The sequence below is a fragment of the Bradyrhizobium sp. CCBAU 45389 genome, from assembly GCF_028128625.1.
GTDB lineage: Bacteria > Pseudomonadota > Alphaproteobacteria > Rhizobiales > Xanthobacteraceae > Bradyrhizobium > Bradyrhizobium liaoningense_B.
The window spans coordinates 1-25,378 of the sequence record NZ_LBIY01000086.1 but is presented as its reverse complement, the minus strand read 5'-3'; the positions used below and the strand labels follow the sequence as shown (position 1 = coordinate 25,378).

Below are 25,378 nucleotides of genomic sequence, written 5' to 3'. Positions count from 1 at the left end.
GGAGGCCCGACGCTCCAAACCGCGGGAGCGGTATCCGGGCCCGCCACAGCACAAGGGGAGACGTCTCATGCCCACAGCCGAGAAGGACCACGTCTACAAGATCCTGGAACTGGTCGGATCATCCGAGACCTCGATCGAGGATGCGATCAAGAACGCGATCGGCCGCGCCGCCAAGACCGTCCGCGAGATGAAATGGTTCGAGGTGGTGCAGACGCGCGGCCATATCGAGAACAATGCCGTGCGCCACTACCAGGTGACGCTACGCGTTGGCTTCACGCTGGAGGGATGACGCGGCCGATGCCGGGCAAGACCGTCACACCGGGGCGGCGTGGTTAACATCTGCCGACGAGAGTCGATCAAGATCTATCGACCCTCGCCCGGTTGAATACGGACCGCGCACAATCATCGCGGATATTGCAACAGGCCGTTAAGTCCAAAGTGAGAGGTTTGCGCCGATCTGGAGCAAGCCTCATGGTCACGAGCCGCGAACTCGGCAAGACGCGCCTTCCGCTCTGGGCGGCGGGTTTCGTCGCGCTGATTTGCGTCGCAATCCTCGGCTTGAGCGCCTGGCGCGAATGGGAGGCGCGGAATGCCGATCTCAGGAACGCCGAGATCGACGTCGCCAACCTGGCGCATTCGCTGGTCCAGCACGCGGACGATACGTTCGAGCTCGCCGACACGATCCTGGTCGGGCTGGTCCACCGTCTCGAACTCGACGGCATGGGTCCCGACACGATCGCGAAGCTCCAGACCTATCTGCCGACCCGCAAGTCATCGGACCGCATCCGCGGCATCTTCGTCTATGACGATACCGGCCGCTGGCTCGCCACGACCGAGCAAATCGATTTCTCCAGACTCAACAACAGCGACCGCGAATATTTCCGGCAGCACCGCAGCTCGCCGGAAAAGGGCACGCTGATCGGACGGCCGATCAAGAGCCGCTCCGGCGGCCAGTGGATCATCACCGCGTCGCGCCGGATCGACCATCCCGACGGCAGCTTCGCCGGCGTCGCCCTGCTCACGATCGACGTCGCCTATTTCGTCAAATTCTACGAGCGCTTCGACGTCGGGCCGAACGGCTCGGCGTCGCTGCTGAACAATGACGGCATCATGCTGGCGCGCAGCCGCGACGAGAGCGGCGCCTTCGTCGGACGCGACTTGTCCAATGCGCCCTTGTTCAAAACCTGGAAAAGCCGTCCCGCCGCGGCGGTCTACTATTTCAAGTCGCCGCTCGATGGCGTGCAGCGGCTGAGTTACTATCAGCGCAGCAGCCGCTATCCCCTGATGGTGCTGGCGAGCAAGTCCCAGGACGACGTGCTTGCCCCCTGGCGCCGCGCGGCAATCGCGCGCATGACCTTCGTCCTCGGTCTCGTCCTGCTGATCGCGCTGATCGGCTCCTACCTGGTCCGGCAGTTGGTGCAGCGCCAGCGCATGGCGCAGGCCCTGGTCGCCAAGGAAGCGAATTTCCGCCTGCTGGCCGAGCAGTCCAGCGATATGGTCACCAGGATCGGCCTGGACAACCGGCTGCTCTACGTCTCTCCCGCATGCGCGCGCATCACCGGCTGGTCCGCCGACGAATTGCTGGCGACCTCGGCCCTCGCCGGCATTCACCCGGAGGACCTGGAACGCGTCGAGCAAGCCATTGCCGCGCTGAAGAATGGCGAGGCCGAGGAAGCGCGGTTCGTCTATCGCCAGCGTCATCGGGACAAGGGCGAGATCTGGGCGGAGGCAGCGCTGCACGTGACCCTGGCCTCGGACAGCGGCGAGATCGACGGGGTCGTCGCAGTCGTGCGCGACATGACCGAGCAGAAGGACCTTCAGGACAAGCTCGCCTCGCTGGCAACGACCGATGGCCTCACCGGCCTTGCCAACCGGCGCGCGTTCGACGAACGCCTCACTGATGAATGGGCGCGCGCGCGGCGCGACGGCACGCAGCTTTCGCTCCTGCTGATCGATGTCGATCACTTCAAGAAGTTCAACGACCATTACGGGCATCTGGCGGGCGACGGGTGCCTTCGCGCGCTGAGCCGGATTCTATCCGCTCACGCCAGGCGCCCCGCCGATCTTGCCGCCCGCTACGGCGGCGAGGAGTTCGCCCTGTTGTTGCCGAACACCGGCCCGGACGGCTGCGCCGAAGTAGCCGAAGCGATTCGCCGGGCGCTGCTCGATCTCGCCATGCTGCATGCGCAAAACCCGCCCTCTCGCCTGGTGACCGTCAGCGTGGGCGCCGCGGCAAGCCTCCCATCGGAAACCACGGCGGACTCCAGCACGCTGGTGGCGGCTGCTGATCGCGCGCTCTACGCTGCCAAGGACAGCGGCCGTGACCGGTTGGTGATGTCGGGACAGGTCGTGCCCTGGCCCGCGAGGACCGCATGACGGGATCGACCTCTCACCAGATGCGGCGGACGCCGCGCCGCCCACCACAACCGTAGAGACATCCCGGGTTTGTCCTCAGTATTCGGGCAGGATATGACTGCAGTCGCGGCCGGATGTTCGGCCGATCCGAGAGTGTTGCCGTGACTGACCCTATCAAGCTCGTCCTGTTCGACATGGACAATGTGCTCTGCGACTACGACAGGGCAAAGCGCGTCGCCTGCCTGGCAGAGCTGGCGGGGACGACCAGCGCGTTCATCCACGAGGCGATCTGGGACAGCGGCTTCGAGCTGCTCGGCGATTCCGGCGCACTCGATGCTGCGGACTATCTGCGAGGCTTCGGCGAACGCATGGACTACCCGCTGTCGCTCGACGAGTGGGTGGAGGCGCGGCGCCGTTCGATGCAGGCGAATGCCGCGATGCTGGGGATCGTCCGCCGCCTGCGCGAGACCGTCGATGTTGCCGTCCTGACCAACAATACCACGCTGGTCGCCGACCATATCGATACGCTGCTGCCCGATCTGCGTCCGCTGTTCGGCTCGAAAATCTACGCCTCGGCCCGGTTCAAGACGGCGAAACCGGACCCGCGCTGCTATCGCCGCTGCCTGTCCGAGCTCAACGTGATGCCGCAGGCCGTCCTGTTCGTCGACGATCTCATGGCCAATGTTGCCGGCGCGCGCGAGGCGGGGCTGTTCGCGCATCACCATACGTCGGTGGAGACTTTCAGGCAGGCCCTCTCGGAATATGGCCTGCTGCATGGATGAATATGCGTAACATCGTAACGCCGGTGAAGGCGTCCAGGCAGGCTCGGCCCCGGCGCGATCACCTGTCGTGATTGGGGACCCATTCCTCTGCGGTCGCGTCCCAATGATGGGTATCGTCGAAGTGCCGCCATGGGGGCCGCTGTGGTTTGGGCTCGGCGGGCTTTTGCCGCGGTTGGGGCAGGAGCGCGCCAAGCCTCATCGTCCAGTCACGGGCGCTCTGTTCCCAGTACGGCCTGTTGAAGGGTGTCAGCATCGGGGCCTCCTTCAAGCAAGTAGCGCGGCCATTCTAGCACCATCGGAGCCATGTGGTGTAAGATGCTTCACAGTCCGAAATGAATTTTTCCGCCTACTCCAGGAAGCGGCCGGGGAATCCATGCCGCCCATGGATTCCAGGCCGGCGAAGCCCTGAGACGTTCGATGCTCAGCCTCCGTACAGATAGTTCGGCAGCCACAGCGTCAGGCCGGGCCAGATGTACATGAACACCATGCAGACGATCACGATCAGCATGTAGGGCATCATGCCGGAGAATATCTGGTTGAGCGTGACGTGCTTTGGCGCCACGCCCTTCAGATAGAACGCCGACATCGCCACGGGCGGCGACAGGAATGCGGCCTGGAGGTTGACGAAGACCAGCACGCCCCACAGGACCGGATCGATGTTGAAGTGCTTCAGCATCGGCAGGAAGATCGGCACGAAGATCACGATGATCTCGGTCCATTCCAGCGGCCAGCCGAGCAGGAAGATGATCGCCTGCGACAGGATCATGAACTGCACCGGCGACATGTTGAGCGAGAGCACCCAGCTTTCGAGCAGCGCCTGGCCGCCGAGGATCGCGAACACCGCCGAGAACAGCGCCGAGCCCACGAAAAGCCAGCACACCATCGAGGTGGTCTTGGCGGTCAGGAACACCGCCTCCTTGGTGCGCTTCCAGTCCAGCGTCCTGGCCTGGAACGCGAGCAGGAAGGCGCCGGCCGCCCCCACTGCCGCCGATTCCGTCGCGGTGGTGATGCCGAACAGGATCACGGCGAGCACGACCACCGTCAGGATGCCGAGGGGCATCACGGACATGACCAGAAGCCGCAACACCTCGAACTGCTCGGCCTCCATGGTCCAGTAATAATAGAGCAGCATGAGCGCGCAGATGCCGACGACGACGGCAAAGTAAGTATAGAACTCAGGCGGCGGTCCGGACTCCACGGGCGCGGCCGTGGTCTTGCCCCGCAGCTCGGCACTGCCCATCTGCTGGAGCACCTCGGGCCCGTTGGTCGTGGCCCTCTCCGACCGGCTGGCGGCGCCGCCGAGCTCCTCGAGCTTTTCTTCGGCGCTCTCCTGCTGCTGGGCGCCCGCGCCGAGCGGCTGGAGCGTCTCCTCCGCGCGCGGCTGTTGCTGCGTCGCGGCCGCGACCGGCGTTTGAATGTCGGCCTGCTGGTGGATCACGACGTACCACCAGGCGGCCCAGAGCGTTGCGAGCGTGAGCACCAGCGGCACCAGCGCGTAGCCGAGGCTCTGCACCAGCGTCGAATAGGTGACGCGGGCGCCATCGACGCCGGCATTGACGATCCTGCGGGGCGCCAGCAGCGCCGCAACGAGCGCCGGCAGAACCTTGCGTGAATAGGCTTGCTGCAGCGTGACGATCCATGGACGGACCGGAACCCTGATTTCGCTTTCGGGAAGCTTCGGCGCAATCTTCGGATTGAGTAGCGCCCAGCCGACGATGTAGACGAGATAGAGGAAGGCCAGGAAGAAGCCCGGAAACATCGCCGCCGCGTAGAGCTTCACCACCGACTGTCCGGCCACGGCCGCGTAGACGATGATCATCACAGAGGGCGGAATCAGGATGCCCAGCGTGCCTCCGGCGGTGATGACGCCGGAGGCGAGCTTGACGTCATAGCCGGCCTTCAGCATCGGATTGAAGGCGATGACGCCCATCAACACCACGACCGCGCCGACGAGCCCGCTTGCGATGCCCCAGAACGTGCAGACGATCAGCGTCGCCACCGCGAGCGAGGCAGGCACGCGGCGGAAGGCGAGCTGGATCGAGTAGAACATCTTGTCGACCAGCGCGCCGCGCTCCATGACGTAGCCCATCAGCACGAACAGAGGGATCGAGATCAGGACGTCGTTGGTCATCGCACCATAGGTGCGCTGAACCATCAGGTCGAAGATGTGGTTGTCGCCCCATGCTTCGCCCGCCCGGTGATAGGCGAAGAAGCCGAAGAACATGCCGAGCCCCATCAGGGTGAAGGCGGTCGGAAAGCCCATCATGATCACGACCACGATGAGGAAGAGCATCAAGAGTCCGAGTGCCGGATCGCTGATCATCCCTGCAGGTCCCCGCCCATGCCGCGCTGCCGCGCGCTTTCCTCGATGTCCTGCGCGCGTGCGATCGCTGCCTTCCGCGCCTCTTCGTCGACATGTTCGCTGTGCGCAAGCTGCTCCTCGATGACGTCGATTTCGGAGACATCGGCGAGCCGGCTCGGCCAGGTGCCCGTCTTGAGACAGATCACGCAGCGGGCGATTTCGGCTGCCCCCTGCAGCAGCACCAGAGCGCCCGCGAGCGGAATCATGAACTTGAAGTGGTAGACCGGCGGCCCCTCGGCGGTGACGTTGGAATGCTCGTTGATGCGCCAGGAATCCAGCGCATAGTCCCATCCCGCATAGACCAGCGCGGCAATTCCGGGCAGGAAGAATGCGAGGTACAGCACGAGGTCGAGGCTCGCCTGGGTGCGCGGCCGCATCGAGGAGTAGAGGAAGTCGCCGCGAACATGCGCGTTCTGGGCCAGCGTATAGGCGCCCGCGATCATGAACAGGGTGCCATACAGCATGTTCGAGGCGTCGAAGATCCAGGCGGTCGGCATGTTGAGGATGTAACGCTTGAAGACCTCGGCGCAGACCAGCGCCATCAGGCCCACGACCAGCCAGGCCGCGACCTTGCCGGTCCACGTGCTGATCCCGTCAATGGTGTACAGAAGGCGCTGCGGACTCATGTGCGTTGCCACCGCCAATCCTGCGTTACTGCTGCCTAGAGACAAGACAAGCGCCATCCGGGTTGTGGTCCCGGATGACGCTTCGATCGTGCGATGAGCCTGCTAGCTCTTCTTCTTGGCGTTGGGACCAAAATAGTGGGCGTAGGCCATGCGGCGGCTGACCACCGTATCCTGCTCCCACTGCGTCGCCCGCTTGGCGAAGGCCAGTTGCGATTCGACGATCTCCTTGAACAGCGGGTTCTCTGCCGACTTCTTCTCGGCCACTTGGTCGAACACCTCCAACTGCTTCTGGAGGATCGAGTCCGGCGTCTTGTAGAACTTGACCTTGTCCTTGGTCTGCAGCTCCTCGTAGTCCCTGGAGTAGCGGTCGATCGCCTTCCAGGCCATGTCCTGGCCGGCCGCGTCGACGGCATTGGCGATGATCGCCCTCATCTTCTCCGGCAGTGCGTCGAACTTGGTCTTGTTGAACATGATCTCGAACTGCTCGGCGTTCTGGTGGTAGCTCTGGAGCATGCAGATCTTGGAAACATCCGGGAAGCCGAGGACGCGATCGGATGTAGCGTTATTGAATTCGGCCGCATCCAGGAGGCCACGGTCCATCGCCGAAACGATTTCACCACCCGGCAACGCGTTGACCGCTGCGCCGAGGCCAGTGAACACGTCGATGGAGATGCCGACGGTGCGGAATTTCAGGCCCTGGAAATCCTCCACCTTGGTCATCGGCTTCTTGTACCAGCCAAGCGGCTGGGTCGGCATCGGTCCGTATGGGAACGAGACGACGTTGGCGCCGATCGAGGCGTAGAGCTTCTCGAGGAGCTCCTTGCCGCCGCCATAGCGGTGCCAGGCGAGCAGCATGTTGGCATCCATGGCATAGCCCGGACCCGAGCCCCACAGCGCCAGCGCGTTCTGCTTGCCATAGTGATAGGCGAGCACGCCGTGCCCGCCGTCGAGCGTGCCCTTCGACACCGCATCCAGCAGGCCGAAGGCCGGCACCACGGCGCCGGCGGGAAGCACCTCGATTTTGAGGTCGCCGCCGGTCATGTCGTTGACCTTCTTGGCGTAGTCGAGCGCGTATTCGTGGAAGATGTCCTTGGCCGGCCAGGTGCTCTGCCAACGCATGCTGATCGGCCCCTGCGCCAGGGCGATGGTTGGCGCGGCGACAGTGGCGGCCGCTCCGGCTGCGGCCGTCCTGAGAAAACGGCGGCGCGTCGACGCGCCGTCCTTGCTCGTCTTCGTCATGATGTCCTCCCTCAGCGCGATCCGTGACGGATCGCCTTTTTTTTGTAAGGAGAAGACAAGGACTTGCGCCGGACTTTGGCAAGAAAGTTCCTGACGATGCGACGCTACGACGCGGAGGGCGTGCAGGACGCCGCCAACTCGCCCGTTCGAATTATTCCCCGCCTGCCGGATCAAATTAAGCGGCAGCGTAAAGGCGCCTGCTGCGCATGGCGCGCTGCACCATTACGCCAGATGACACGCCACGAAGTGCCCGCCGGCCCCTTCCTTCAGCTCAGGAGCGCTTTCGGCGCAGCGCGGCTGGGCGATCGGACAGCGGGTGTGGAAGTGGCAGCCCGACGGCGGCTTCATCGGGCTCGGCACGTCGCCCTTGAGGCGGATGCGCTCGCGCTTGAGCTTTGGATCGGGCACCGGCACCGCTGACAGCAGCGCCTTGGTGTAGGGATGCTGCGGATTGCGGTAGAGGTCGCTGGCCTTGGCGAGCTCGACGATGCGGCCGAGATACATCACGGCGACGCGATCGGAGATGTGCTCGACCACCGAGAGATCGTGCGCGACGAAGAGATAGGTGAGGTTCAGCTCGGCCTGGAGGTCTTCCAGGAGGTTGATGACCTGCGCCTGGATCGACACGTCGAGCGCCGAGACCGGCTCGTCGCAGACGATCAGCTTCGGCTCGACCGCGAGGGCGCGCGCGATCACGATGCGCTGACGCTGGCCGCCGGAGAATTCGTGCGGATAGCGGCGCATGTGCTCGGCCTTCAGGCCGACCTTGACCAAGAGACCCGCGACGCGCTCCTCCCGCTCCTTGGCGGACGAGGCCAGATTGTGGATGGTGAAGGCCTCGCCGAGGATGGCGCCGACCGTCATGCGCGGATTGAGCGAGGCGAACGGATCCTGGAACACCAGCTGCATGTTCCGCCGCATCGCGCGCAGATCGTTGCCGCCGAGCTTGCGCACGTCCTGGCCGTCGAAGGTGACCTCGCCGTCGGTCGGTTCGATCAAGCGCAGCACGCAGCGGCCCGTGGTGGACTTGCCGCAGCCGGATTCGCCGACGAGGCCGAGCGTCTCGCCGCGATTGACCGAGAACGACACGCCGTCGACCGCATAGACGCTGCCGACCTGGCGCGACAACAGGCCGCCGAGCACGGGGAAATGTTTCTTCAGGCCGCTGACGCGGAGCAAGGGTTCGCTCATGACGCGGCTCCCAACTGTGTATCGCCGAGGTGACAGGCCATGCGATGGCCGGGCGAGACCTCGCGCAGCAGCGGCTCCTTCTCGATGCAGACGTTCATGGCGAACTTGCAGCGCGGCGCGAAGCGGCAGCCGACCGGCGGATTGATCAGGATCGGCACCGAGCCGCCGATCGCCTCCAGCCGGGTCTTGTGCTCGCTGTCGAGGTCGATGCGCGGGATCGAGCGGATCAGGCCTTGCGTATAGGGGTGACGGGGATCGCCGAAGAGATCGTCGACGGGCGCCTCCTCCACCACCTTGCCGGCATACATCACGACGACGCGCTGCGCGGTCTCGGCGACGACGCCCATGGCATGGGTGATCAGCATCACCGCCATGCCGAAGCGCTCCTTCATGTCCTGCAGGAGGTCGAGGATCTGCGCCTGGATGGTGACGTCGAGCGCCGTGGTGGGCTCGTCGGCGATGATCAGCTTCGGCTTGCAGGCGAGCGCCATCGCGATCATCACGCGCTGGCGCATGCCGCCGGAGAACTGATGCGGATAATTGTGCACGCGGCCTTCGGCGTTGGGGATCTGCACCAGCTTCAGCATCTCGATGGTGCGCTCGAGCGCCTGCTTCTTCGTCACCGCTTCATGCCGGCGCAGGCTCTCGGCGATCTGCTCGCCGATCGTGAGCACCGGATTGAGCGAGGTCATCGGCTCCTGGAAGATGAAGCCGATCTCCTTGGCCCTGATCTCGTCGAGCTGATTGCTGGTCAGCGGCACGAGATCGCGGCCCTCGAAGATGATCTGGCCGGCCGCGATGCGGCCCGGCGGCATCGCGATCAGCTTCAGGATCGACATCGCGGTCACGGTCTTGCCGCAACCGGATTCGCCAACGACGCAGAGCGTCTCGCCCTTGTTGATGGAGATGTCGACGCCGTCGACGGCCTGCAGGATGCCGTCATCGGTGGAGAAGTGGGTTTTCAGGCCCTTGATCTCGAGCAGCGGCGCCATCAGATCACCCGTCGCGCATCGAGCGCGTCACGCAGACCGTCGCCGATGAAGTTGATGGCGACCACAGCGATGAAGATCGCGCCGCCCGGGAACAGCGCCCAGTGCGGACCGATGTCGAGAAAGTCCTTGGCGTCATACAGCAGTCGTCCCCAGGTCGGAGTGTCGGGTGGAAAGCCGAGACCGAGGAAGGACAGCGTCGATTCCGCGATGATGGCGGCGGCGACGTCGATGGTGCCGGCAATGATCACCGGGCCGACCGCGTTGGGCAGGATATGCCGCACCACCTGCCGCACCGGGCTGGCGCCGAGCGCGCGGGCCGCCTCGACGAACTCCTTCTCGCGGATCGACAGGAACTGCGCGCGCACGAGCCGCGCCACCGGCATCCAGCGCAACCCCCCGATCACGAGGACGATCAGGATGAAAATGCCGCCTTCGGGTCCGAACACCTGCTTCAGCCCGTCGCGGAAGAGATAGATCAGCAGGAGCAGCAGCGGCAGTTGCGGCAGCGACAGGAAAAGGTCGGTGAGCCACATCAATCCGTGCCCGAGCGCGCCGCGCGACATGCCGGCGAGCGCGCCGATCAGCGTGCCGATGAAGACCGAGACCAGCATCGCGGCGAGCCCCACCGCGAGCGAGATGCGGCCGCCATAGATCATGCGCGCCAGAATGTCCTGGCCGAGATCGTCGGTGCCGAAGGGATGGGCGAGCGAGGGGCCCTGCATGCCCGCGACGATGTCGATCTCGTTGATCTTCACGCGCCACACGAAGGGCCCGACCACGACGGCGAGCACCAGAACGAGGAGCAGGAAGGCGCTGACGACGGCGAGCTTGTGGCGGCTGTAGCGCCGCCACGTCTCGCGCCAGGGCGAGTAGACGCCCCGCTCAGCGGAGGGAGATGCGAGGGTCAAGCCAGCCATAAAGGACGTCCGCGATGAGGTTGAACAGCACCACGAGGCACGCGAAGACGAAGGTGACGGCCATCACCACCGGCGTGTCGTTGGAAAGGATGGAGGAGATCAGCAGCGAGCCGATGCCGGGGATGCGGAAGATCTGCTCGGTGACGATGGCGCCGCCGAACACCGCAGGCATCTGCAGCGCGATCAGCGTGACCACGGGGATCATGGCGTTGCGCATCACGTGCTTGACGATCACCGTGGCCTGGCCGAGGCCCTTGGCCCGCGCCGTGGTGACGTAGTCGAGCCTGATGACGTCGAGCATCGCCGAGCGCACGAAGCGCGTCATCGACGCCGCCTGGAACAGGCCGAGCACAGCCACCGGCATGATGGCCTGACGGATCATCTCCAGCACCCAATGGATGCCGGTGGCCTTGATGTCGGTGGTGTAGACGAAGGGCAGCCAGTCCAGCGTGACCGAGAAGATCAGGATGAACAGGATGCCGGTGAAGAAGGTCGGCAGCGAGAAGCCGACGAAGGCGAGCGTGTTGGCGATCTGGTCGAACAGCGAATAAGGCTTTGTCGCGGCATAGACGCCGACCGGAATCGCGATCAGCAGCGCCAGGATCTGCGCCGAGCCGATCACGTAGAGCGTGGCCGGCAGGCGCTGGAGGATCAGCGTGTCGACGTCCATCCGGCTGACGAAGGAAAAGCCCCAGTCCCCGTGCAGCATGGCGTTGAGCCAGTGCAGGTAACGAAGGTGGATCGGATCGTCGAGACCGAACTTGGCCCGAAGTGCGGCTTGCACCTCGGGCGGCACGTTCGGGTTCGTCGCCAGTTCAGAGAACGGGTCGCCGGGGGCGAGCGCAAGCACGACGAACAGCACGACCGAGATTCCGAGCAGGCTCGGAATCGCGATCAGGAGGCGACGCAGGACGTATTGACTCATGAGGGAAGGCCCCGTCTAGAGCTGGGGGATCATTCCTCGCGGTACCAGTCGAACAGATTGTCGGTCTCGTTGGCCCAGCCCGAGATCACCGGGCGCAACGTGTTGGAGGCCGCCTCCACCTTGAGCCGGTGCTGTGCCGGAACGAACACGGTCTCCTGGAACAGGATGTCGTTGGCCTTGATGTAGAGCGCCGCACGCTTGACCGGATCCATCTCGCCATCGGCGGCATCGATCGCGGCGTCATAGTCCTTGTTGACGAAGCGCGGGAAGTTGGTGCCCTGCCACTTGTTCTCCTTCGTCGCCACGTTGCTCGAATGATAGCGGCGCATGTGCTGGGCCGGATCCGGCTGGCTCATCGGGATCTGGAACATCTCGATGTCGGCGTAGAACTTCGCGTAGGTGTCGGGATTGGCGACGTCCGACGAGAAGAACACCGAGGCCACGACCGACTTCAGCTCGACGTCGATACCCGCCTTCTGGCAGGCCTGCTTGACGATCGCCTGCGTCTTCTGGCGCGGGCCGTTGATCGAGGTCTGGTACAGCAGTTTCAGCTTCTTGCCGTCCTTCTCGCGGATGCCGTCCGCGCCGGGCTTCCAGCCGGCATCGTCCAGAATCTTCGAGGCCTTCTCGATGCTGAACTCCCAGGAGGTGTTCTTGGAGACGAACTTTTCCGGACCGTTGAGGAAGTTCGCGGTGGTGCGGCCGGCGCGGCCGTAGATCGCCTTCTTGATGGAATCACGATCGACCAGCAGCGACAGCGCCTTGCGCACGGCAGGGTCCGAGAACAGCGGATGCTTGGTCTTCATCGACGACTTCTCGCCGTCGACCTCGGTGTTGGGATCGGTGAAGTTGAGCGCGATGAATTCGGTGTCGCCGCCGACGGCGTAGATGGTCTTGCCCTTGCCGCCCTTCTCCAGGCGCAGCAGCACGTCGTCCTCGACCTGGATGTTCCAGCCGAAATCATACTCGCCGGTCTGGATCACCGCACGCGCGGCCGAGACGGCATCGCCGCCGCCCTTCATCTCGAGCGTGTCGAAATAGGGCCGGTTCGGCATGTGATAGTCTTTGTTGATCTCGCCGCGGATGAGATCGCCGGGCTTGAACTCAATGAATTTGTAGGGGCCGGTGCCGACGGGCGCGAGGTTGTTCGGCGCCTCGCGCGACTTGGAGCCCTTGTACTCGGCGAACAGGTGCTTGGGCAGAACCTGTCCGGTTGCGCCGACGAAGGCATCCGCCCAGAACGGCGTCGGCTTCTTGAAGGTGAGACGGACCGTCAGATCGTCCACCTTCTCGACCGTGATGTCGCGATAGGTCGCCACGGTGACGGCGGCGGTCGCGGGATCGATGATGTATTCCCAGGTGAAGACGACATCGTCGGCGGAGAACGGCTTGCCGTCATGCCACTTCACGCCGGGCTTCAGCTTCCACGTCACCGACTTGCCGTCGGCGGCGAGCAGGCCGTTCTGGGTCGAGGGAATTTCGGACGCCAGCACCAGCTTCATGTTGCCGTCCGGATCCCAACAGGCCAGCGGCTCGTAGAACAGGCGCGAGCCGTCCTGGTCCTTGGTGCCGGTGGCGAAGTGCGGATTGAGCAGGGTCGGGCCCTGCCACCACAGCAGCTTCAGCGCACCGCCGCCGCCGCGCTTGGTCGGCTTGTAGGTGGAAGCACCCTCGGCCATGGCGACGCCGCCGAGCGCGAGGATCTGGTTGGCCAGGGGAGCCGTGAGACCGACCGCGGCGAGGCGCTTGATGAAGCCGCGGCGATCCATCCGCCCGTCCTTCACCTGACCGATCATCGAACGCAGTTCTTTATCCAGCATGGTTGTCCCCCGTCTGGTTCCCGTATGGATGCAGGCGGCCGCAAGACGCGGCCGCCGAGTTTGGCTGGCGGTAGATGGCACACCGATTAGGGGGCACGTCAACTGGGACCGTGTGTATGCAAACGGTCTTCTGGCTGTCCGTTGGGCAAAACCGTGTTCCGCAGCCCAAGCGTTCGGCAATCCGGCGCCGAAACACGCCGGAAACCGCGCTGCACTGCGGAAAATTTGTTCGCCGGATCAGACGAAGTATCGAGACGGAATTCTACGCCACGGACATAGTCAGCGGCGGCGCGACGTGGTCGGGCAGCGGGCAGACATAAGGTGTCTTGGTCGTCCGCCTCACCAGGTCCGCCTTCGCGGCCTCGATCAGCTTCGGCTCAGTGAGGGCCTTGATGCCGAGCCCGGCCATCGCCTTGGCCGCCTGCACCATGGCCTTGTGCGCGTGCGGGCTCTTGCCCTGCGCCACCACCTGCCAGGTGTGGAAGGGCGTTCCGATTGCAACCGTGGGTGCGTGAACCTGCACGGTCGGCACCACCCAGCTGACGTCGCCGACGTCGGTCGAGCCGACAAGCGGGTTGCGCTTGGCATCGAGCGGCACCAGGAAGTCGGCCAGCGGCCGATCGGTCGGCTCCATGCCGATCGCGTAGTAGACCGAGGAGATGTCCTTGTCGCTCAGCGTCGCGCGGATCTCTGTGGCAAAGCTCTTGTCCGCGTCATCGAAATGCGGCGGTCCGAGCTCTTCCATGACCCGGTGCAGCGCCTGCTCCAGCGGCGCGTTCGGCAGGATGTTGGAGACCGCGGAGATGATCTTCATCTCGACCTTGGTCTCGGTCATCAGCGCAGCACCCTGCGCGATCTTGGACACGCGTTCGACCAGTTCGTTCATGCCGGGCAGATCGCGGGCGCGGATCGAGTAGCGCACGCGCGCATGCGCCTGCACCACATTGGGCGCGATGCCGCCGGTGTCGAGCAGCGCGTAGTGCACGCGCGCATCGCTCGGCATGTGCTCGCGCATGTAGTTCACGCCGACATTCATCAGTTCCACGGCGTCGAGCGCGGAACGGCCGAGATGCGGCGAGGCCGCCGCATGCGAGGTGCGGCCGGTGAAGATGAAGTCGGCGCGCGTGTTCGCGAGCGACGGCGTCACCGCCACTTCCCAGAAACTGTGCGGATGCCAGGTGATGGCGATGTCGGCGTCCTCGAACGCGCCGGAGCGCACCATGAAGGCCTTTGCCGCGCCGCCTTCTTCGGCCGGGCAGCCGTAATAGCGCACGCGGCCCGGCACCTTGTTCTCGGCGAGCCAGTCCTTCACTGCGGTCGCAGCGAGCAGCGCGGCGGAGCCGAGCAGGTTGTGACCGCAGCCATGGCCATGGCCGCCGGTCTCAACCGGACGGTGTTCCGCAACGCCCGCCTCCTGGCTGAGGCCCGGCAGCGCATCATATTCCCCCATGAAGGCGATGACCGGTCCGCCCTCGCCCCACTCCCCCATCAGCGCGGTCGGTATGCCGGCGACGTTCTCGGTGATGCGGAAGCCCTGATGACGCAACTCGGCGAGATGTTCGGCGGCGGACCGCGCCTCGGTGTAGCACACCTCGGGCGTGCCCCAGACCTTGTCGCTGAGGTCGATGAAACGCGCCTTGATCGTGTCGACGCCACGCCAGATGTCGCTGCGGTTATCCATGCTTCGGTCCGTGATCCCTTGGTCAAACGAAGCGGCAATGGTTAGCAGCTTCATTGCAGCCCGCCTAGCACCTCGCCGGACAGCAGCCATGCGGCCGGTGCCGGATCGCGCGGTTGCCCGCCCCCTGTGCACGAGGCGTTTCCGAGCGTTTCGAAGATTTCCTGCGGCGTTCGCCGGAATTGTTGAGGAGCGAGGCTTTCAAGACGGCCCTCTCCGGCCTAAATTGTGCGTGCTTCGCGCGTCGTCCCGCGCCAATGGCGGCGCGATGCACTCAGCAGGAGAACTCCATGCCCGCCCTGACCGAATGGAGAGTGCCGCCGGCCAATCAGCCGCGTGCGAGCGATTACGCTTTCGATCTCGACCGCGCGCTCGCGTCCGTCGTCGGCCTGCACGCCATCGTCCCGCCGGACGCATTCAGCGCCGAGACGCTGGGCACCGAACGGGCCGGCAACGGCGTCGTGATCGACGACGGGCTGGTGCTGACCATCGGCTATCTCATCACCGAGGCGGAATCGGTGTGGCTGCACCTCGCAGACGGACGCGTCGTCGAGGGGCATGCTCTCGGTTTCGATTCCGTCACCGGCTTCGGCCTCGTGCAAGCCCTCGGTCATCTCGACGTCGAACCCTTGCCGCTCGGCAATTCGGCGGATACCCGCATCGGCGACCGCGTCGTGGTCGGCGGCGCCGGCGGCCGCACGCGATCGGTTGCAAGCCAGATCGTGGCCAAGCAGGAGTTCGCCGGCTACTGGGAATATCTGCTGGATGAGGCCGTCTTCACCTATCCGGCGCACCCGAACTGGGGCGGCACTGGCTTGCTCAACGAGCGCGGCGAGTTGATCGGCATCGGCTCGCTCCAGCTCGAGCGTGAACGCGACGGCAAGGCCGAGCACGTCAACATGATCGTGCCGATCGACCTGCTGAAGCCGATCCTGGAGGACTTGCGCAAATACGGTCGCGTCAACAAGCCGGCGCGCCCCTGGCTCGGGCTCTACTCGACCGAAATCGACAACCGCGTGGTGGTGATCGGCATCTCCGCCAACGGCCCGGCCGCACTCGCCGAACTCAAGACCGGCGACGTCATCCTCGCCGTCAACGGCGACAAGGTCACGAGCCAGACTGCCTTCTACAGGAAGATGTGGGCTCTCGGCGCCGCCGGCGTCGACGTGCCGCTGACCGTGCACCATGAGGGCGTCACCTTCGACGTCACGGTGACCTCGACCGACCGCTTCAGGCTTTTGAAGGCACCGAAGCTGCATTGACCCCAAGCCAGGGACGCCGCGATGAGCGAGGCCGTGATCGACGACATCGTGGCCGTGCTGCCGCCGCTGCTCAATGCACTTGAAGCGCTCGGCTTCTTCCAGCGGCACCTGCACCCGCCGGCCTTCGCCTCGGTGATGAATGCGATCGGCACACCCGACGAGGCGCTGCAGGCATCCCACACGGCGATCGGAGAATGGCCGGAGCAATTCGCCGGCCTGCGCGAACGGCTCGACCGCGCCTGCAACGAGGCACTCGCCGCCTTTGCCGGCATCCGCGAGGTCGAGCGCGGCAATGGCGATCTCGTCGCCGTGTTTCGCGCACTGCGCCACGCGCCCCGCGCGCTGGAGGCACTCTACCCGCTGGCGGTGCAGTTTCCGCCGGTGAGCAGCTTCTTTCTCAACGCCGCCAATCGCGAGAATGGCGATCTGCTCTCGCGGTTGGAAATGGAGGCGAGCGAGCACACCGGCATCTTCCACGACCACAACGAGCTCGGCAGCCGCGGCGGCTTCTCGGTCTATGTCCCAGAATATTACAGGCCCGACCGCGCCATGCCGCTGGTGATGGCGCTGCATGGCGGCAGCGGCAACGGCCGCGGCTTTCTGTGGAGCTGGCTGCGCGACGCGCGCAGTCTCGGCGCGATCCTGGTGGCGCCAACCGCGACCGGTCCGACCTGGGCGCTGATGGGCGACGACGCCGACACGCCCAATCTCATGCGCATCCTCGAGACCGTCCGCAACCGCTGGAATATCGACGCCTCGCGCATGCTGCTGACCGGCATGAGCGACGGTGGCACCTTCTGCTACGTCACCGGTCTCGAGAGTGCTTCGCCTTTCACCCATCTTGCGCCGGTCTCGGCCACCTTCCATCCGCTGATGGCGGAGATGGCGGACGCCGAGCGCATGCGGGGCCTGCCGGTTTTCATCACCCACGGCAAGCTCGACTGGATGTTTCCGGTGCAGACCGCGCGACAGACCCAGGCCGCGCTTTCAGCGGCCGGCGTCAATGTCACTTATCGCGAGATCGACGACCTCAGCCACACCTATCCGCGCGAGATCAATGCGGAGCTGCTGGCATGGCTGAACGGAGAATGAACAACCTCTCCTTAGATGCGCCGCATGGCCGCGGAACCATCGCGCGGTGCCGACGTTATCGGCGCGACACCGGAGGCTTGCTATGAGAACCTTTTTTGGAATGATCTTGGGCGCGCTGCTGCTTGCGGGCGGCGTCTACGTCTACGACTCCATGCAGACCTCGTCGGTCGCCAATGGCGAGGTCGCGACCACCAATCGCACCATCGTGAACTGGGATGTCGCCAAGGCCGATTGGGAAGCGCTGCGCGATCGCGCGCACAAGGACTGGGTCCGGATCTCGTCCAAATAATTTCGTTCGAGCGACATGAACAAGGCGCCGTCGCGGGTTCGCGGCGGCGCCTTTGTGTTGGCTGCGATCAACGATGCGCGTCAGTTCATCTTGGCCTTGCGGGCGTCGGCGATGACCTGCTCGAATTCGGTCATGCTGAGCACGCCGGGCACGCGGTACTTGCCGACGATGAAGGACGGGGTGCCGCGAAAACCAAAAGCCTCTGCCTGCTCGTTGTTGCGCTTGAGGATGGCGTCGATGTCCTTGGCATGGCCGGTGAGATCGCGCTTCAACCGGTCCATGTCGACGCCGGCGGTCGCGAGCAGCTCGTTGATGCGCGGCTCGGTCAGACGCGAAGAGACGCCCATCATGGCGTCATGGGCCTGGTGGTACTTGTCCTGGAATTTGGCCGCGAGCGCGGTCCGCGCTGCGGTGACCGAGACCGGCCCGAGGATCGGCCAGTCCTTCATCACCAGCCTCACCTTGCCGTCATCCTGCACGACCTGGCGCAGCTCGGGCTCGAGCTTGCGGCAATAAGGGCAATTGTAGTCGGACCATTCGACGATCGTGATGTTGCCGTCGGCATTGCCGGCGACCGGCGTGTCGGGATCGCGCAGCACCTTGGTTTCGGTCAGCACCTCGTCATCGCCGGCGGCTGCCAGCGCAGAAGTGATGCCGCCCGCCGCAAGCGCGCCCGCCCCGATCAGCGTCAGCGCCGCACGCCTGGTCGGCACCCTATTCCCAAATCCAGTCATATCTCGCCCCGTTTCGGTCCCATCTTCGGCAAATACGGCTGAGGACCGGGAATTGTTACCGAACATATAGAGTGTCGCGGCGGCGATGTCATCGCACCAGCAGTGTAATCGCCAGCGGTACCTGGAATGAGGTCACCAACGCGTTCAGGTAAGCAGCGCAAGGCGGGCGCACGCCAGCAACAGGATAGGAGCAGTCCGGAGCGGCCAGGCTCGTCAATCGCCGCTATGCGCGCGACGCGCGCGGTTCATGCGAAGCGGCAAGGCGAGGCAGCATCGCCATCAGCGTCCCGGTCATCGTGGCGATCAGCGTGGTCTTGCCGTCATGCTCGGCGAAGGCCTTTGCCTCGCAGAAAGTGAGGGTGCGGCCGGGCTTGACCACTTCGGCCTTGAAGACGAAGCGCTCGCCGCGGGCGGGTGCCAGCAGCGTGGTCTTGAACTCGACCGTGAGGATGTCGGCCCCCTGCGGCATCAGGGTGAAGGCGGCAACGCCGCAGGCGTTGTCGAGCCCAGCCGTGATGATGCCGGCATGGATGAAACCGTTCTGCTGTGTGAGAGCCGGCGCGTGCAGCATCGCCAGCTCGACCTCGCCCGGCGCGAGACGGACGATCACGATGCCGAGCGTGCGCATCGCCGGCTGGGCGTCGAACATGGCGACAGTCGCCGCGCGATAGCCCGGATTTTTCGGCTCGAAGGCGGCCATGGTTCAGGCCTCGGCTGGTTCGGCAAGATGCTTCGAGGCCGCTTCGCGAATCGCATCGGCGAACGACGCGGACTTGCGGAGCTGACGGTCCATATGCACGCCCGTGATCTCGCACGTCGCGGCAATCTCCCCGGTCTCGGCATTCCTCATGTCGTGCCGGAAACGGATCGACTTATCGCGGAGCTCGAGCAGGTGGCTGTGGATCTCGACGATGTCGCCGGCGAGCAGCTCGCGCTTATAGGCGATGTTCTGCTGGACCGCGGCCATGCCGCGCCCTGAGTTGCGCAGGTAACTCGGCGTCAGGCCGAGGCGGGCGAACAGATTCCAGTTGGCCTCGTCGAATTTGCCGACATACCACATGATGTTCATGTGGCCGACATGGTCGCATTGCCACGGATAGACCGTGCCGCGATAGGTCGCCTCCCGCTCCATCGCCAATCCTCCTGCCCTTTGATTTTTGATACGGTAGCGTATCAGGGCTGTCCTGCGTTAGCAATACGGCACCGTATCAAGAACCGGTGAGGCTTCCTTCATGAGCGACGGCAAGGGCGATGTCTGGGTCGAGGCGGGGTTCGCCGAGCTCGCCCGCTCTGGGGTCGAGGGTGTCAGGGTCGAGGTTCTCGCCAAGAATCTCGGCGTCACCAAGGGTGGCTTCTACCGCCGCTTCGCCGACCGCGCCGCGCTGCTCCAGGCCATGCTGGAACGCTGGCGCGAGGGGCGCGCGGCGTCCATCGCGCAGCAGACGAGCCTCGATGGCGAGGCGCCCCGCGAACGGCTGAAGGCGGTGATCCAGCTCTATTCCGAGCGGCTCAATCCGGAAGGCATGGCGATCGAGCTTGCGATCCGGCAATGGGCCCGCTCGGACGAGAACGCCGCAGCAGCAGTAGCGAGCGTGGATGCAGCGCGGCTCAAGCACGTCGCCGAACTCTATCGCGCGACCGGCTTAGAGGCCGAAGCGGCCGAGGCGCAGGCCTTCCTGTTCTACTGCTTCATCTTCGGCCAGAGCCTGCTGTTCGTCGAGCGCGGCCCGCGCAAGCGTTCGCAGCTCGTGGCGAAGTCGGCCGAGAAGCTCCTGGACTAGGACCAAACGAAAATGGCCGGAGCTGTGCTCCGGCCATCGTATCCCGTTGTCGAAGCTTAGGCGGCGCCCTTCAGCTTCTTGGTGCATTCGCTGTAATAGCCGCCGCCCTTCTGGATCCACTTCAAGCCGCCATTGCCATTGGTGGTCTTGTTGGCATTGTACTGGTCGACGCAGGTGTGCAGGCGCGCCTTGCCGGCGGGCTCCTTGGCGTATTTCGGATCGACCGCGTTCGGATAGATCGCCGGTCCGGCCGGCAGCGTCGGCGCGGCAGCAGGAGCCGCCTCTTTCTTCGCCTGCTTCGGCTCGGCGGGAGCGGCAGGCGCAGCCGGAGCAGCCGCGCTCGGCGCAGCGGCGGGCGTCGCATCGGCACCGCACTGGGCCTTGCGGAAGTCGTTCCACTTCATGGTGCCCAGCGAGCCGTCCTTCTTGGCGGCCTGATATTTCGCGCTGCACTCCTGCGAGGTCAGCGCCTGCGCCGGTGCGGCGGCCATCAATGCCACGACACCTGACGCCACAATCGCACACAGCAATTTTGTCTGATTGGTCATCCCTGATCTCCTCCTTGGTCTTCCCTTGCGCTTCCCTTGGGGGGAAGTGAAACGAGGATTGCTATCCTAGCGTGCCACCGGCTCGCGACAAGGAAACGATGGCTCTCGCCGCAAAAATATAGTGATCGCGCCGTTCAAATCATTCATGTCGCGTTCAGCATCGCAAGCCGACGTTCCAGCCCTTCGCAATTCTCGCAAGAAGAGTGCAACATCATGACCCTCGCCTCTCGCCTCGCCGCCGCCGCCCTCGTCTCCCTGCTCGCCTCCGGCGCTGCCTTCGCGCAGGCCACAGCGCCGGCTGCCAAGACCGATGCCGCTGCCACCACCGACAAGAAGGCAGCGCCGAAGGAGCGCTCGGCCGAGTCGCTCGAATGCTCCAAGCAGGCGGACGCCAAGGGACTGAAGGGCAAGGAGCGCAAGAAGTTTCGCCGCGAGTGCATGAAGGAAGCGAAGGCCGGCACCGCCGCCCCCGCCGCCGACAAGAAGTAAATCCGGCACAATACGGTTCGCCGGCATCCGTGAGAGGCGTGCGCATTGCGCGCATGACCTGGCCGCAATTGTGCGCCTCTCGCTGATTTGCGATAAGGCGGCGTGAAGCAAATCACCGCCTCCCTGCCGTTCGAATGGCCGAGCCGTGCCAAGATCCTGAGCACGGTGGAAACGCTCGTCATCGGCACAGCCGGTGGTCTGGTGTTTCTCCTCGCCAATCTTCCCGGCGGCCTGATCTCGGGCTCGATGATCGCGGTCGGCGTCGCCGCGATTGCCGGCCGCCAGCTGACGCTGCCGCCGATCCTGACCCAGACCGTGCTCGTGCTGCTCGGCATCTCGCTGGGCTCGGTCGTCTCGCGCCATCTGATCCAGCAGGTCAGCGCCTATCCCCTCACGATCGGCCTGCTCGCGCTCGCCACGTTCTGTTCGACCTTCGGCTCGAGCTATTACCTCCAGCGCATCCATGGCTGGGACCGCACCTCGGCCTTCCTCGCCGGCAGCCCCGGCGCACTGTCGCAGATCACGATCTTGGCAGTCGAGCGGGGCGCCGACCTGCCGGGCATCGCGGTGGTGCAGACCATGCGCGTCATCATCCTCACCGCCGCGCTGCCGATGGTGCTGGCACTCGCGGGCGTGGCCCCTTCGGCCGCGCCGTCGCTGACGACGACGATTGCCTCGCCGCTCGGCCTCGTGGAGCTGGTCGCAGCCTCCCTGGCCGCGGCGCTCTTCCTGCGGCTGGTCAAGTTTCCGGCAAGCTGGATGTTCGGCGCGATGATCGCCTCCAGCGTGCTCCATGGCACGGGCTGGGTCGAGGGCGGCCTGCCGGACTGGGTGCGCGGCGTGGCGCTGGTCGGCATCGGCGCGCTGATCGGCAGCCGTTTCGCGCGGATGCGGATCAAGACGCTCGCCGGCCACATCAACGCGGCGCTGGGCTCGTTTGCCGTGGCCATCGCCGTCTCCGCGATCTTCGTCGGCATCGTCGCACTCACCACGCAGGTGAAGTTCTCCGACGTGGTCGTCGCCTTCGCGCCGGGCGCCATGGACGCGATGCTGGCGCTGGCCCTGACGCTGCATATCGACCCGATCTTCGTCGGGGCCCATCACCTGTCGCGTTTCGTGTTCGTGACGATCGCAACGCCGGGCATCGTGCACCTGTTCGGGCGCACGCAAGACGATGTGGATGATTAGCTAACTCTCCTCATCCCGAGCTCTCGTAGGGTGGGCAAGGGCGCGCAGCGCCGTGCCCACGTTTTCTGACGGGATCCTCGCCATGAGGAGATGGTGCGCACGCTTCGCTTTGCCCACCCTACGGCAGCTAGGTACTACGGCTGCTACGCGCGCTTCGCCGTCCGCACAAATCCCCACGCGGCGATCGCGGCCATCAGGAGCGAGATCAGCACGTTGTAGCCGGCGAGCGAGAGGCCGAGGAAGCGCCACTGCACCTCGTCGCAGCGGACCACCTTCACCGTGTCGAGCTTCGACAGCAGATCAGCGGCGCTGCCGAGATTGACGACGGGGCCGGAGCAATCGGTCGGGCCCTTCCAGAAACCCCATTCGACGCCGGAGTGGTAGGTGCCGAGGCCGGCATTGGCGAGGGTCGCCAGCGCGAGGATCGCGAGCCCCGCGAGCAACAGCGGCCGCGGTGCGCCGGCGCGTGCCGCGAGCGCCGTCAGCGCACCGAGCGGGATCGCGAGGTAATAGGCGTAGCGCTGCTCCAGACACAGCGGGCAGGGCAGGATTTCCAGCACGAGCTGGAAGAACCAGGCGCCTGCGATCGTGGCGACCGCGATCAGGGTGACCGCCAGCGAGGCGGCCAGCGCAGGGTTTGCCGCCGCCGGCTTGAACGCAGGTATTGCGGCACTCTGGGTGGTCACGGCGGCCTCGTAGCATGTCTCGCGCTTCTCAAGCCTCTAACTCCAGCCCATGCGGCTGTCGAGAACGGCCGGGATCACTTTGGCGCGGGTTGACCCCGCCTTGTCCATGGCTATAGTCCGCCGGCTTCGCGACGCCTCCCGGGCCGACCGAGGGCCCCTGTGGCGGAACTGGTAGACGCGCTCGACTCAAAATCGAGTTCCGCAAGGAGTGCTGGTTCGATTCCGGCCAGGGGCACCAACTAGGCTGTTCAAGCCCGTTCTAAAGCGTTCGCAACCGTCCGCACACTGCTCGGAAGCCCTTGAAAAAGAGGCCTTTTCGCGCACATCGGTGTTCGTCACCCTTTGTTCTCGTCCGCTCCCAGCCGCTCGATTTGTTGGTATTTTTGTTGGTATCGTGTTGACGTCGGGAGAACAAACGTTCACGGTGACTTTCGCTATTCCGAACGAAGGAATTGAGCAGATGGCCCGCAAGAACGACGGCGAGCGCTTCAATCCCGAGCAGATCAGAACCGACGTCGATTGCCGCGCTGCCGGACCGCGATTCGACAATGGCGCGTGGAGTCCCGCCAAGATTTCCGACGTGACCGGCGGCGGCCTTTATCTCTTCGTCACGCCGGACCAGAGCAGGCCCGGCAGTGCCGCTTCCAAGCTTTGGCGCATGGGCTACCGCTTACATGGGCGCCAAAAAACCTACTCCATTGGCCCTTACGGCAACGGCAAGGATGGCACGTTCTCGCTCGCCGACGCGCGGCGCGAGCGCGACAAGGCAAAAGTCCTGCTCAAGGACGGCAAAGACCCAAGCACCGAGAAGCAGCTCGACAAGCATAGGCAGGCGGCCGCCCGGCCTTTCGGGCAATGGGCCGACGAGTGGCTCGCGAAGAAGAAGGTGGAGAAAGTCAAACGCGGTAGGATCGTCGCGGTGCGCGACCCTAAGACTATCCAGGTGCTTGAGATCCGCGTTGGTTACGTCAAGAATCGCTTCGGCAAGCTCTGCAGGCAGGACATCAAGCGTCCGGACGTACTCGCTTTCATGCGCTCATACGAAGCCGAGGGAAAGCTGGAAACCCGCGACCGCGTGCGCAGCATCGGCGAGCAAATCTGCGACTATGCCGATGTCGAGGGCGACGGCTACAATCCATTCCGCAATCTGCGCGGGCAAATGATTGCGAACATTTCGACACCGCGTCCCGGCGTTACCGAGCCACGTGACGTGACGCGCGTCTTCAAGCTCATCATCGCACCATGGACGAGAGCGCGGTTTGGTGACGTTGTTGGCCTTGCCCTACGCTTCGATGCGCTGACTATTCCCCGCCCCGGCATGGTCAATGAAATGGAGTGGAGCGAGATCGACTGGGATGCCGAACGCTGGACTATTCCGGCCACCAAGATGAAGACCGGTTGGGATCATGTCGTTCCTTTGTCACGGCAGGCACTCGCAATCCTGCGCAGCGTTCGGAAGCTGACCGGCCATCGCCGGTACGCGTTTTCCTGTTCAAAGGACGCGCCGCTATCAAACAACACGCTCAACAAGCGCTTGCGTCTGCTTGGTATTGACACCAAGACTGACCATTGTGCCCACGGTTTCCGGACTACCTTCTCGACCCTATCTCACCATGAAGAGATCAAGGACGCCAAGGCGTGGGATGGCGATGTCGTCGAGTTGCAGCTTGCGCACCTCGACAACTCAACTGTGGAAGGTCTGTACAAGAGGCACGGACCGCTCGCGCTAATCGGCTCGCGCACGAAGCTGATGCAGCATTGGGCTGACCGGATCGACCACTGGGTCGATCCCAAGAAGGTGTCGCCGATCAAGAGAGGCGCGCAGGCTTGAGGCACCCAAAGGCAACCCTTCCGAGTCACCTGCGCCGATAGCGCAACACCGGTGGTTGCGTGGAGGCGCAACACCCGATTGTTGCGATTGGTAGAACAGGAAATTCCCAGGCTCGTGGCATGAACGATCCCGACTGTTGGAAGCCCTTGTTTCTGTACGCCGCGGATGCCTTCTAAGTTATTGATCTCTCTTGCCATGGCATATGATTCGACACGTTTTGTTCACGATCATTTCACCCAATTTGCTGCGACTTCATCGCGGCCTTTCTCTCCGTGAACGAGGTTCGCCGTGACTTGGGATGCCATAGCCCGGCTCCTCGACCACGATCTTGCCGCCAGGACTAAACGCGATTTCGCACAGTTGCTATAAGTCGTTGCCCGACGCAGAACATCGGCAAACTTTCAAAGCGATTGTCCACCCTTCACGGCTGGGTCGCATTCTCTCGATGTCCCTTCCGAAAGAACTGAAGTGCGTTGCCGCGCATGATCCGGTCAGTCAGGTCACGGGTGTCATCTGTAAGCGCGTATTTTACCGCACAGGCTAGGCGCGCGGCTGGCCGCGGCGTCGCGTGACGCCGGGCCCCAGCAGTGT

Annotated in this window: 24 protein-coding genes and 1 tRNA gene; 11 read left to right on the top strand and 14 right to left on the bottom strand. The window is 64.5% G+C overall.

The window, feature by feature from the left end; translation table 11 throughout:
- Nucleotides 1–67: 67 nt before the first annotated feature.
- The 3 genes from XH79_RS16125 to XH79_RS16115 all read left to right on the top strand — a co-directional run bounded on the left by XH79_RS16125 (nucleotide 68) and on the right by XH79_RS16115 (nucleotide 3,137).
- Nucleotides 68–289 carry a dodecin gene (locus tag XH79_RS16125; protein ID WP_080135072.1) on the top strand — a complete coding sequence of 74 codons (222 nt, stop codon included), beginning with the start codon at nucleotides 68–70 and terminating at the stop codon, nucleotides 287–289.
- A gap of 182 nt (nucleotides 290–471) precedes the next feature.
- The gene (locus XH79_RS16120) at nucleotides 472–2,376 is read left to right on the top strand and encodes a sensor domain-containing diguanylate cyclase (protein ID WP_271582251.1); all 1,905 of its coding nucleotides are present in this window, start codon (nucleotides 472–474) and stop codon (nucleotides 2,374–2,376) included.
- A 113-nt stretch (nucleotides 2,377–2,489) separates the two neighbouring features.
- Nucleotides 2,490–3,137 carry an HAD family hydrolase gene (locus XH79_RS16115; protein WP_271582250.1) on the top strand — a complete coding sequence of 216 codons (648 nt, stop codon included), beginning with the start codon at nucleotides 2,490–2,492 and terminating at the stop codon, nucleotides 3,135–3,137.
- Nucleotides 3,138–3,558: 421 nt separating this feature from the next.
- Here XH79_RS16115 and XH79_RS16110 read toward each other — a convergent pair whose 3' ends face one another.
- The 9 genes from XH79_RS16110 to XH79_RS16070 form a co-directional block, all read right to left on the bottom strand.
- Nucleotides 3,559–5,457 (bottom strand): TRAP transporter large permease, encoded by a 1,899-nt coding sequence (locus tag XH79_RS16110; RefSeq protein ID WP_212341540.1) that lies wholly within the window; start codon nucleotides 5,455–5,457, stop codon nucleotides 3,559–3,561.
- The gene (locus XH79_RS16105; protein WP_212341113.1) at nucleotides 5,457–6,125 is read right to left on the bottom strand and encodes a TRAP transporter small permease subunit; all 669 of its coding nucleotides are present in this window, start codon (nucleotides 6,123–6,125) and stop codon (nucleotides 5,457–5,459) included. The genes XH79_RS16110 and XH79_RS16105 overlap by 1 nt, the downstream gene beginning before the upstream one ends.
- 102 nt (nucleotides 6,126–6,227) lie before the next feature.
- Nucleotides 6,228–7,364 carry a TRAP transporter substrate-binding protein gene (locus XH79_RS16100; protein ID WP_212341115.1) on the bottom strand — a complete coding sequence of 379 codons (1,137 nt, stop codon included), beginning with the start codon at nucleotides 7,362–7,364 and terminating at the stop codon, nucleotides 6,228–6,230.
- Nucleotides 7,365–7,586: 222 nt separating this feature from the next.
- A complete protein-coding gene (locus XH79_RS16095; protein WP_212341117.1) occupies nucleotides 7,587–8,555 on the bottom strand; it encodes an ABC transporter ATP-binding protein in 969 nt (322 codons plus the stop codon).
- Nucleotides 8,552–9,547 (bottom strand): ABC transporter ATP-binding protein, encoded by a 996-nt coding sequence (locus tag XH79_RS16090; RefSeq protein ID WP_271582249.1) that lies wholly within the window; start codon nucleotides 9,545–9,547, stop codon nucleotides 8,552–8,554. The genes XH79_RS16095 and XH79_RS16090 overlap by 4 nt, the downstream gene beginning before the upstream one ends.
- Nucleotides 9,547–10,464 (bottom strand): ABC transporter permease, encoded by a 918-nt coding sequence (locus tag XH79_RS16085; protein ID WP_212341121.1) that lies wholly within the window; start codon nucleotides 10,462–10,464, stop codon nucleotides 9,547–9,549. The genes XH79_RS16090 and XH79_RS16085 overlap by 1 nt, the downstream gene beginning before the upstream one ends.
- Nucleotides 10,430–11,389 (bottom strand): ABC transporter permease, encoded by a 960-nt coding sequence (locus XH79_RS16080; RefSeq protein ID WP_212341123.1) that lies wholly within the window; start codon nucleotides 11,387–11,389, stop codon nucleotides 10,430–10,432. Before XH79_RS16080 ends, XH79_RS16085 begins: the two co-directional genes overlap by 35 nt.
- Nucleotides 11,390–11,418: 29 nt before the next feature.
- On the bottom strand, nucleotides 11,419–13,209 hold the full coding sequence (locus XH79_RS16075) for a peptide ABC transporter substrate-binding protein (RefSeq protein ID WP_212341125.1): 1,791 nt from the start codon (nucleotides 13,207–13,209) through the stop codon (nucleotides 11,419–11,421).
- Nucleotides 13,210–13,471: 262 nt separating this feature from the next.
- Nucleotides 13,472–14,890 carry a M20 family metallopeptidase gene (locus XH79_RS16070; RefSeq protein ID WP_271582248.1) on the bottom strand — a complete coding sequence of 473 codons (1,419 nt, stop codon included), beginning with the start codon at nucleotides 14,888–14,890 and terminating at the stop codon, nucleotides 13,472–13,474.
- A 287-nt stretch (nucleotides 14,891–15,177) separates the two neighbouring features.
- Between XH79_RS16070 and XH79_RS16065 the strand changes: the two genes are divergently transcribed.
- From XH79_RS16065 to XH79_RS16055, 3 genes are all read left to right on the top strand, one after another.
- Nucleotides 15,178–16,149, top strand: a complete 972-nt coding sequence (locus XH79_RS16065; RefSeq protein ID WP_212341129.1) for a S1C family serine protease — start codon at nucleotides 15,178–15,180, stop codon at nucleotides 16,147–16,149.
- 21 nt (nucleotides 16,150–16,170) lie between these two features.
- Complete coding sequence (locus tag XH79_RS16060) at nucleotides 16,171–17,241, top strand: phospholipase (RefSeq protein ID WP_271582247.1); 1,071 nt, start codon at nucleotides 16,171–16,173, stop codon at nucleotides 17,239–17,241.
- Nucleotides 17,242–17,323: 82 nt separating this feature from the next.
- A complete protein-coding gene (locus XH79_RS16055; RefSeq protein WP_271582246.1) occupies nucleotides 17,324–17,530 on the top strand; it encodes a hypothetical protein in 207 nt (68 codons plus the stop codon).
- An 80-nt stretch (nucleotides 17,531–17,610) separates the two neighbouring features.
- On the opposite strand, the gene XH79_RS16050 is transcribed toward XH79_RS16055, so the two are convergent.
- From XH79_RS16050 to XH79_RS16040, 3 genes are all read right to left on the bottom strand, one after another.
- Nucleotides 17,611–18,264 (bottom strand): DsbA family protein, encoded by a 654-nt coding sequence (locus XH79_RS16050; RefSeq protein WP_271582245.1) that lies wholly within the window; start codon nucleotides 18,262–18,264, stop codon nucleotides 17,611–17,613.
- Between the two features lie 223 nt (nucleotides 18,265–18,487).
- Entirely contained in the window at nucleotides 18,488–18,964 is a 477-nt protein-coding gene (locus tag XH79_RS16045) for a PaaI family thioesterase (protein WP_212341136.1), read from the bottom strand.
- A gap of 3 nt (nucleotides 18,965–18,967) precedes the next feature.
- Entirely contained in the window at nucleotides 18,968–19,396 is a 429-nt protein-coding gene (locus XH79_RS16040) for an acyl-CoA thioesterase (RefSeq protein WP_212341137.1), read from the bottom strand.
- Between the two features lie 100 nt (nucleotides 19,397–19,496).
- On the opposite strand from XH79_RS16040, the gene XH79_RS16035 reads away from it, so the two are divergent.
- The gene (locus tag XH79_RS16035) at nucleotides 19,497–20,045 is read left to right on the top strand and encodes a TetR/AcrR family transcriptional regulator (protein ID WP_271582244.1); all 549 of its coding nucleotides are present in this window, start codon (nucleotides 19,497–19,499) and stop codon (nucleotides 20,043–20,045) included.
- A 56-nt stretch (nucleotides 20,046–20,101) separates the two neighbouring features.
- On the opposite strand, the gene XH79_RS16030 is transcribed toward XH79_RS16035, so the two are convergent.
- The gene (locus tag XH79_RS16030) at nucleotides 20,102–20,593 is read right to left on the bottom strand and encodes a hypothetical protein (protein WP_271582243.1); all 492 of its coding nucleotides are present in this window, start codon (nucleotides 20,591–20,593) and stop codon (nucleotides 20,102–20,104) included.
- Between the two features lie 213 nt (nucleotides 20,594–20,806).
- Between XH79_RS16030 and XH79_RS16025 the strand changes: the two genes are divergently transcribed.
- Both XH79_RS16025 and XH79_RS16020 read left to right on the top strand, forming a co-directional pair.
- Nucleotides 20,807–21,082 carry a PsiF family protein gene (locus XH79_RS16025; RefSeq protein ID WP_212341140.1) on the top strand — a complete coding sequence of 92 codons (276 nt, stop codon included), beginning with the start codon at nucleotides 20,807–20,809 and terminating at the stop codon, nucleotides 21,080–21,082.
- Between the two features lie 102 nt (nucleotides 21,083–21,184).
- Entirely contained in the window at nucleotides 21,185–22,270 is a 1,086-nt protein-coding gene (locus XH79_RS16020; RefSeq protein ID WP_271582242.1) for an AbrB family transcriptional regulator, read from the top strand.
- A gap of 143 nt (nucleotides 22,271–22,413) precedes the next feature.
- Here the strand turns inward: XH79_RS16020 and XH79_RS16015 are convergent, their stop codons facing one another.
- Nucleotides 22,414–22,956, bottom strand: coding sequence for a disulfide bond formation protein B (locus XH79_RS16015; RefSeq protein ID WP_271582241.1), 543 nt, complete (start codon nucleotides 22,954–22,956; stop codon nucleotides 22,414–22,416).
- A gap of 153 nt (nucleotides 22,957–23,109) precedes the next feature.
- On the opposite strand from XH79_RS16015, the gene XH79_RS16010 reads away from it, so the two are divergent.
- Both XH79_RS16010 and XH79_RS16005 read left to right on the top strand, forming a co-directional pair.
- Nucleotides 23,110–23,194 (top strand) — tRNA-Leu (locus XH79_RS16010).
- A gap of 90 nt (nucleotides 23,195–23,284) precedes the next feature.
- On the top strand, nucleotides 23,285–24,787 hold the full coding sequence (locus XH79_RS16005; RefSeq protein WP_271582240.1) for a tyrosine-type recombinase/integrase: 1,503 nt from the start codon (nucleotides 23,285–23,287) through the stop codon (nucleotides 24,785–24,787).
- Nucleotides 24,788–25,378 lie beyond the last annotated feature (591 nt).

Bases quoted from the DNA above. Each gene is read 5' to 3' on its own strand.
- XH79_RS16055 (WP_271582246.1), top strand. From the start codon at position 17,324: ATGAGAACCTTTTTTGGAATGATCTTGGGCGCGCTGCTGCTTGCGGGC.
- XH79_RS16060 (WP_271582247.1), top strand. From the start codon at position 16,171: ATGAGCGAGGCCGTGATCGACGACATCGTGGCCGTGCTGCCGCCGCTG.
- XH79_RS16090 (WP_271582249.1), bottom strand. From the start codon at position 9,547: ATGGCGCCGCTGCTCGAGATCAAGGGCCTGAAAACCCACTTCTCCACC.
- XH79_RS16125 (WP_080135072.1), top strand. From the start codon at position 68: ATGCCCACAGCCGAGAAGGACCACGTCTACAAGATCCTGGAACTGGTC.
- XH79_RS16025 (WP_212341140.1), top strand. From the start codon at position 20,807: ATGACCCTCGCCTCTCGCCTCGCCGCCGCCGCCCTCGTCTCCCTGCTC.
- XH79_RS16040 (WP_212341137.1), bottom strand. From the start codon at position 19,396: ATGGAGCGGGAGGCGACCTATCGCGGCACGGTCTATCCGTGGCAATGC.
- XH79_RS16075 (WP_212341125.1), bottom strand. From the start codon at position 13,209: ATGCTGGATAAAGAACTGCGTTCGATGATCGGTCAGGTGAAGGACGGG.
- XH79_RS16045 (WP_212341136.1), bottom strand. From the start codon at position 18,964: ATGGCCGCCTTCGAGCCGAAAAATCCGGGCTATCGCGCGGCGACTGTC.
- XH79_RS16070 (WP_271582248.1), bottom strand. From the start codon at position 14,890: ATGGATAACCGCAGCGACATCTGGCGTGGCGTCGACACGATCAAGGCG.
- XH79_RS16085 (WP_212341121.1), bottom strand. From the start codon at position 10,464: ATGGCTGGCTTGACCCTCGCATCTCCCTCCGCTGAGCGGGGCGTCTAC.
- XH79_RS16080 (WP_212341123.1), bottom strand. From the start codon at position 11,389: ATGAGTCAATACGTCCTGCGTCGCCTCCTGATCGCGATTCCGAGCCTG.
- XH79_RS16030 (WP_271582243.1), bottom strand. From the start codon at position 20,593: ATGACCAATCAGACAAAATTGCTGTGTGCGATTGTGGCGTCAGGTGTC.
- XH79_RS16105 (WP_212341113.1), bottom strand. From the start codon at position 6,125: ATGAGTCCGCAGCGCCTTCTGTACACCATTGACGGGATCAGCACGTGG.
- XH79_RS16100 (WP_212341115.1), bottom strand. From the start codon at position 7,364: ATGACGAAGACGAGCAAGGACGGCGCGTCGACGCGCCGCCGTTTTCTC.
- XH79_RS16050 (WP_271582245.1), bottom strand. From the start codon at position 18,264: ATGACTGGATTTGGGAATAGGGTGCCGACCAGGCGTGCGGCGCTGACG.
- XH79_RS16115 (WP_271582250.1), top strand. From the start codon at position 2,490: ATGTTCGGCCGATCCGAGAGTGTTGCCGTGACTGACCCTATCAAGCTC.
- XH79_RS16065 (WP_212341129.1), top strand. From the start codon at position 15,178: ATGCCCGCCCTGACCGAATGGAGAGTGCCGCCGGCCAATCAGCCGCGT.
- XH79_RS16120 (WP_271582251.1), top strand. From the start codon at position 472: ATGGTCACGAGCCGCGAACTCGGCAAGACGCGCCTTCCGCTCTGGGCG.
- XH79_RS16095 (WP_212341117.1), bottom strand. From the start codon at position 8,555: ATGAGCGAACCCTTGCTCCGCGTCAGCGGCCTGAAGAAACATTTCCCC.
- XH79_RS16035 (WP_271582244.1), top strand. From the start codon at position 19,497: ATGAGCGACGGCAAGGGCGATGTCTGGGTCGAGGCGGGGTTCGCCGAG.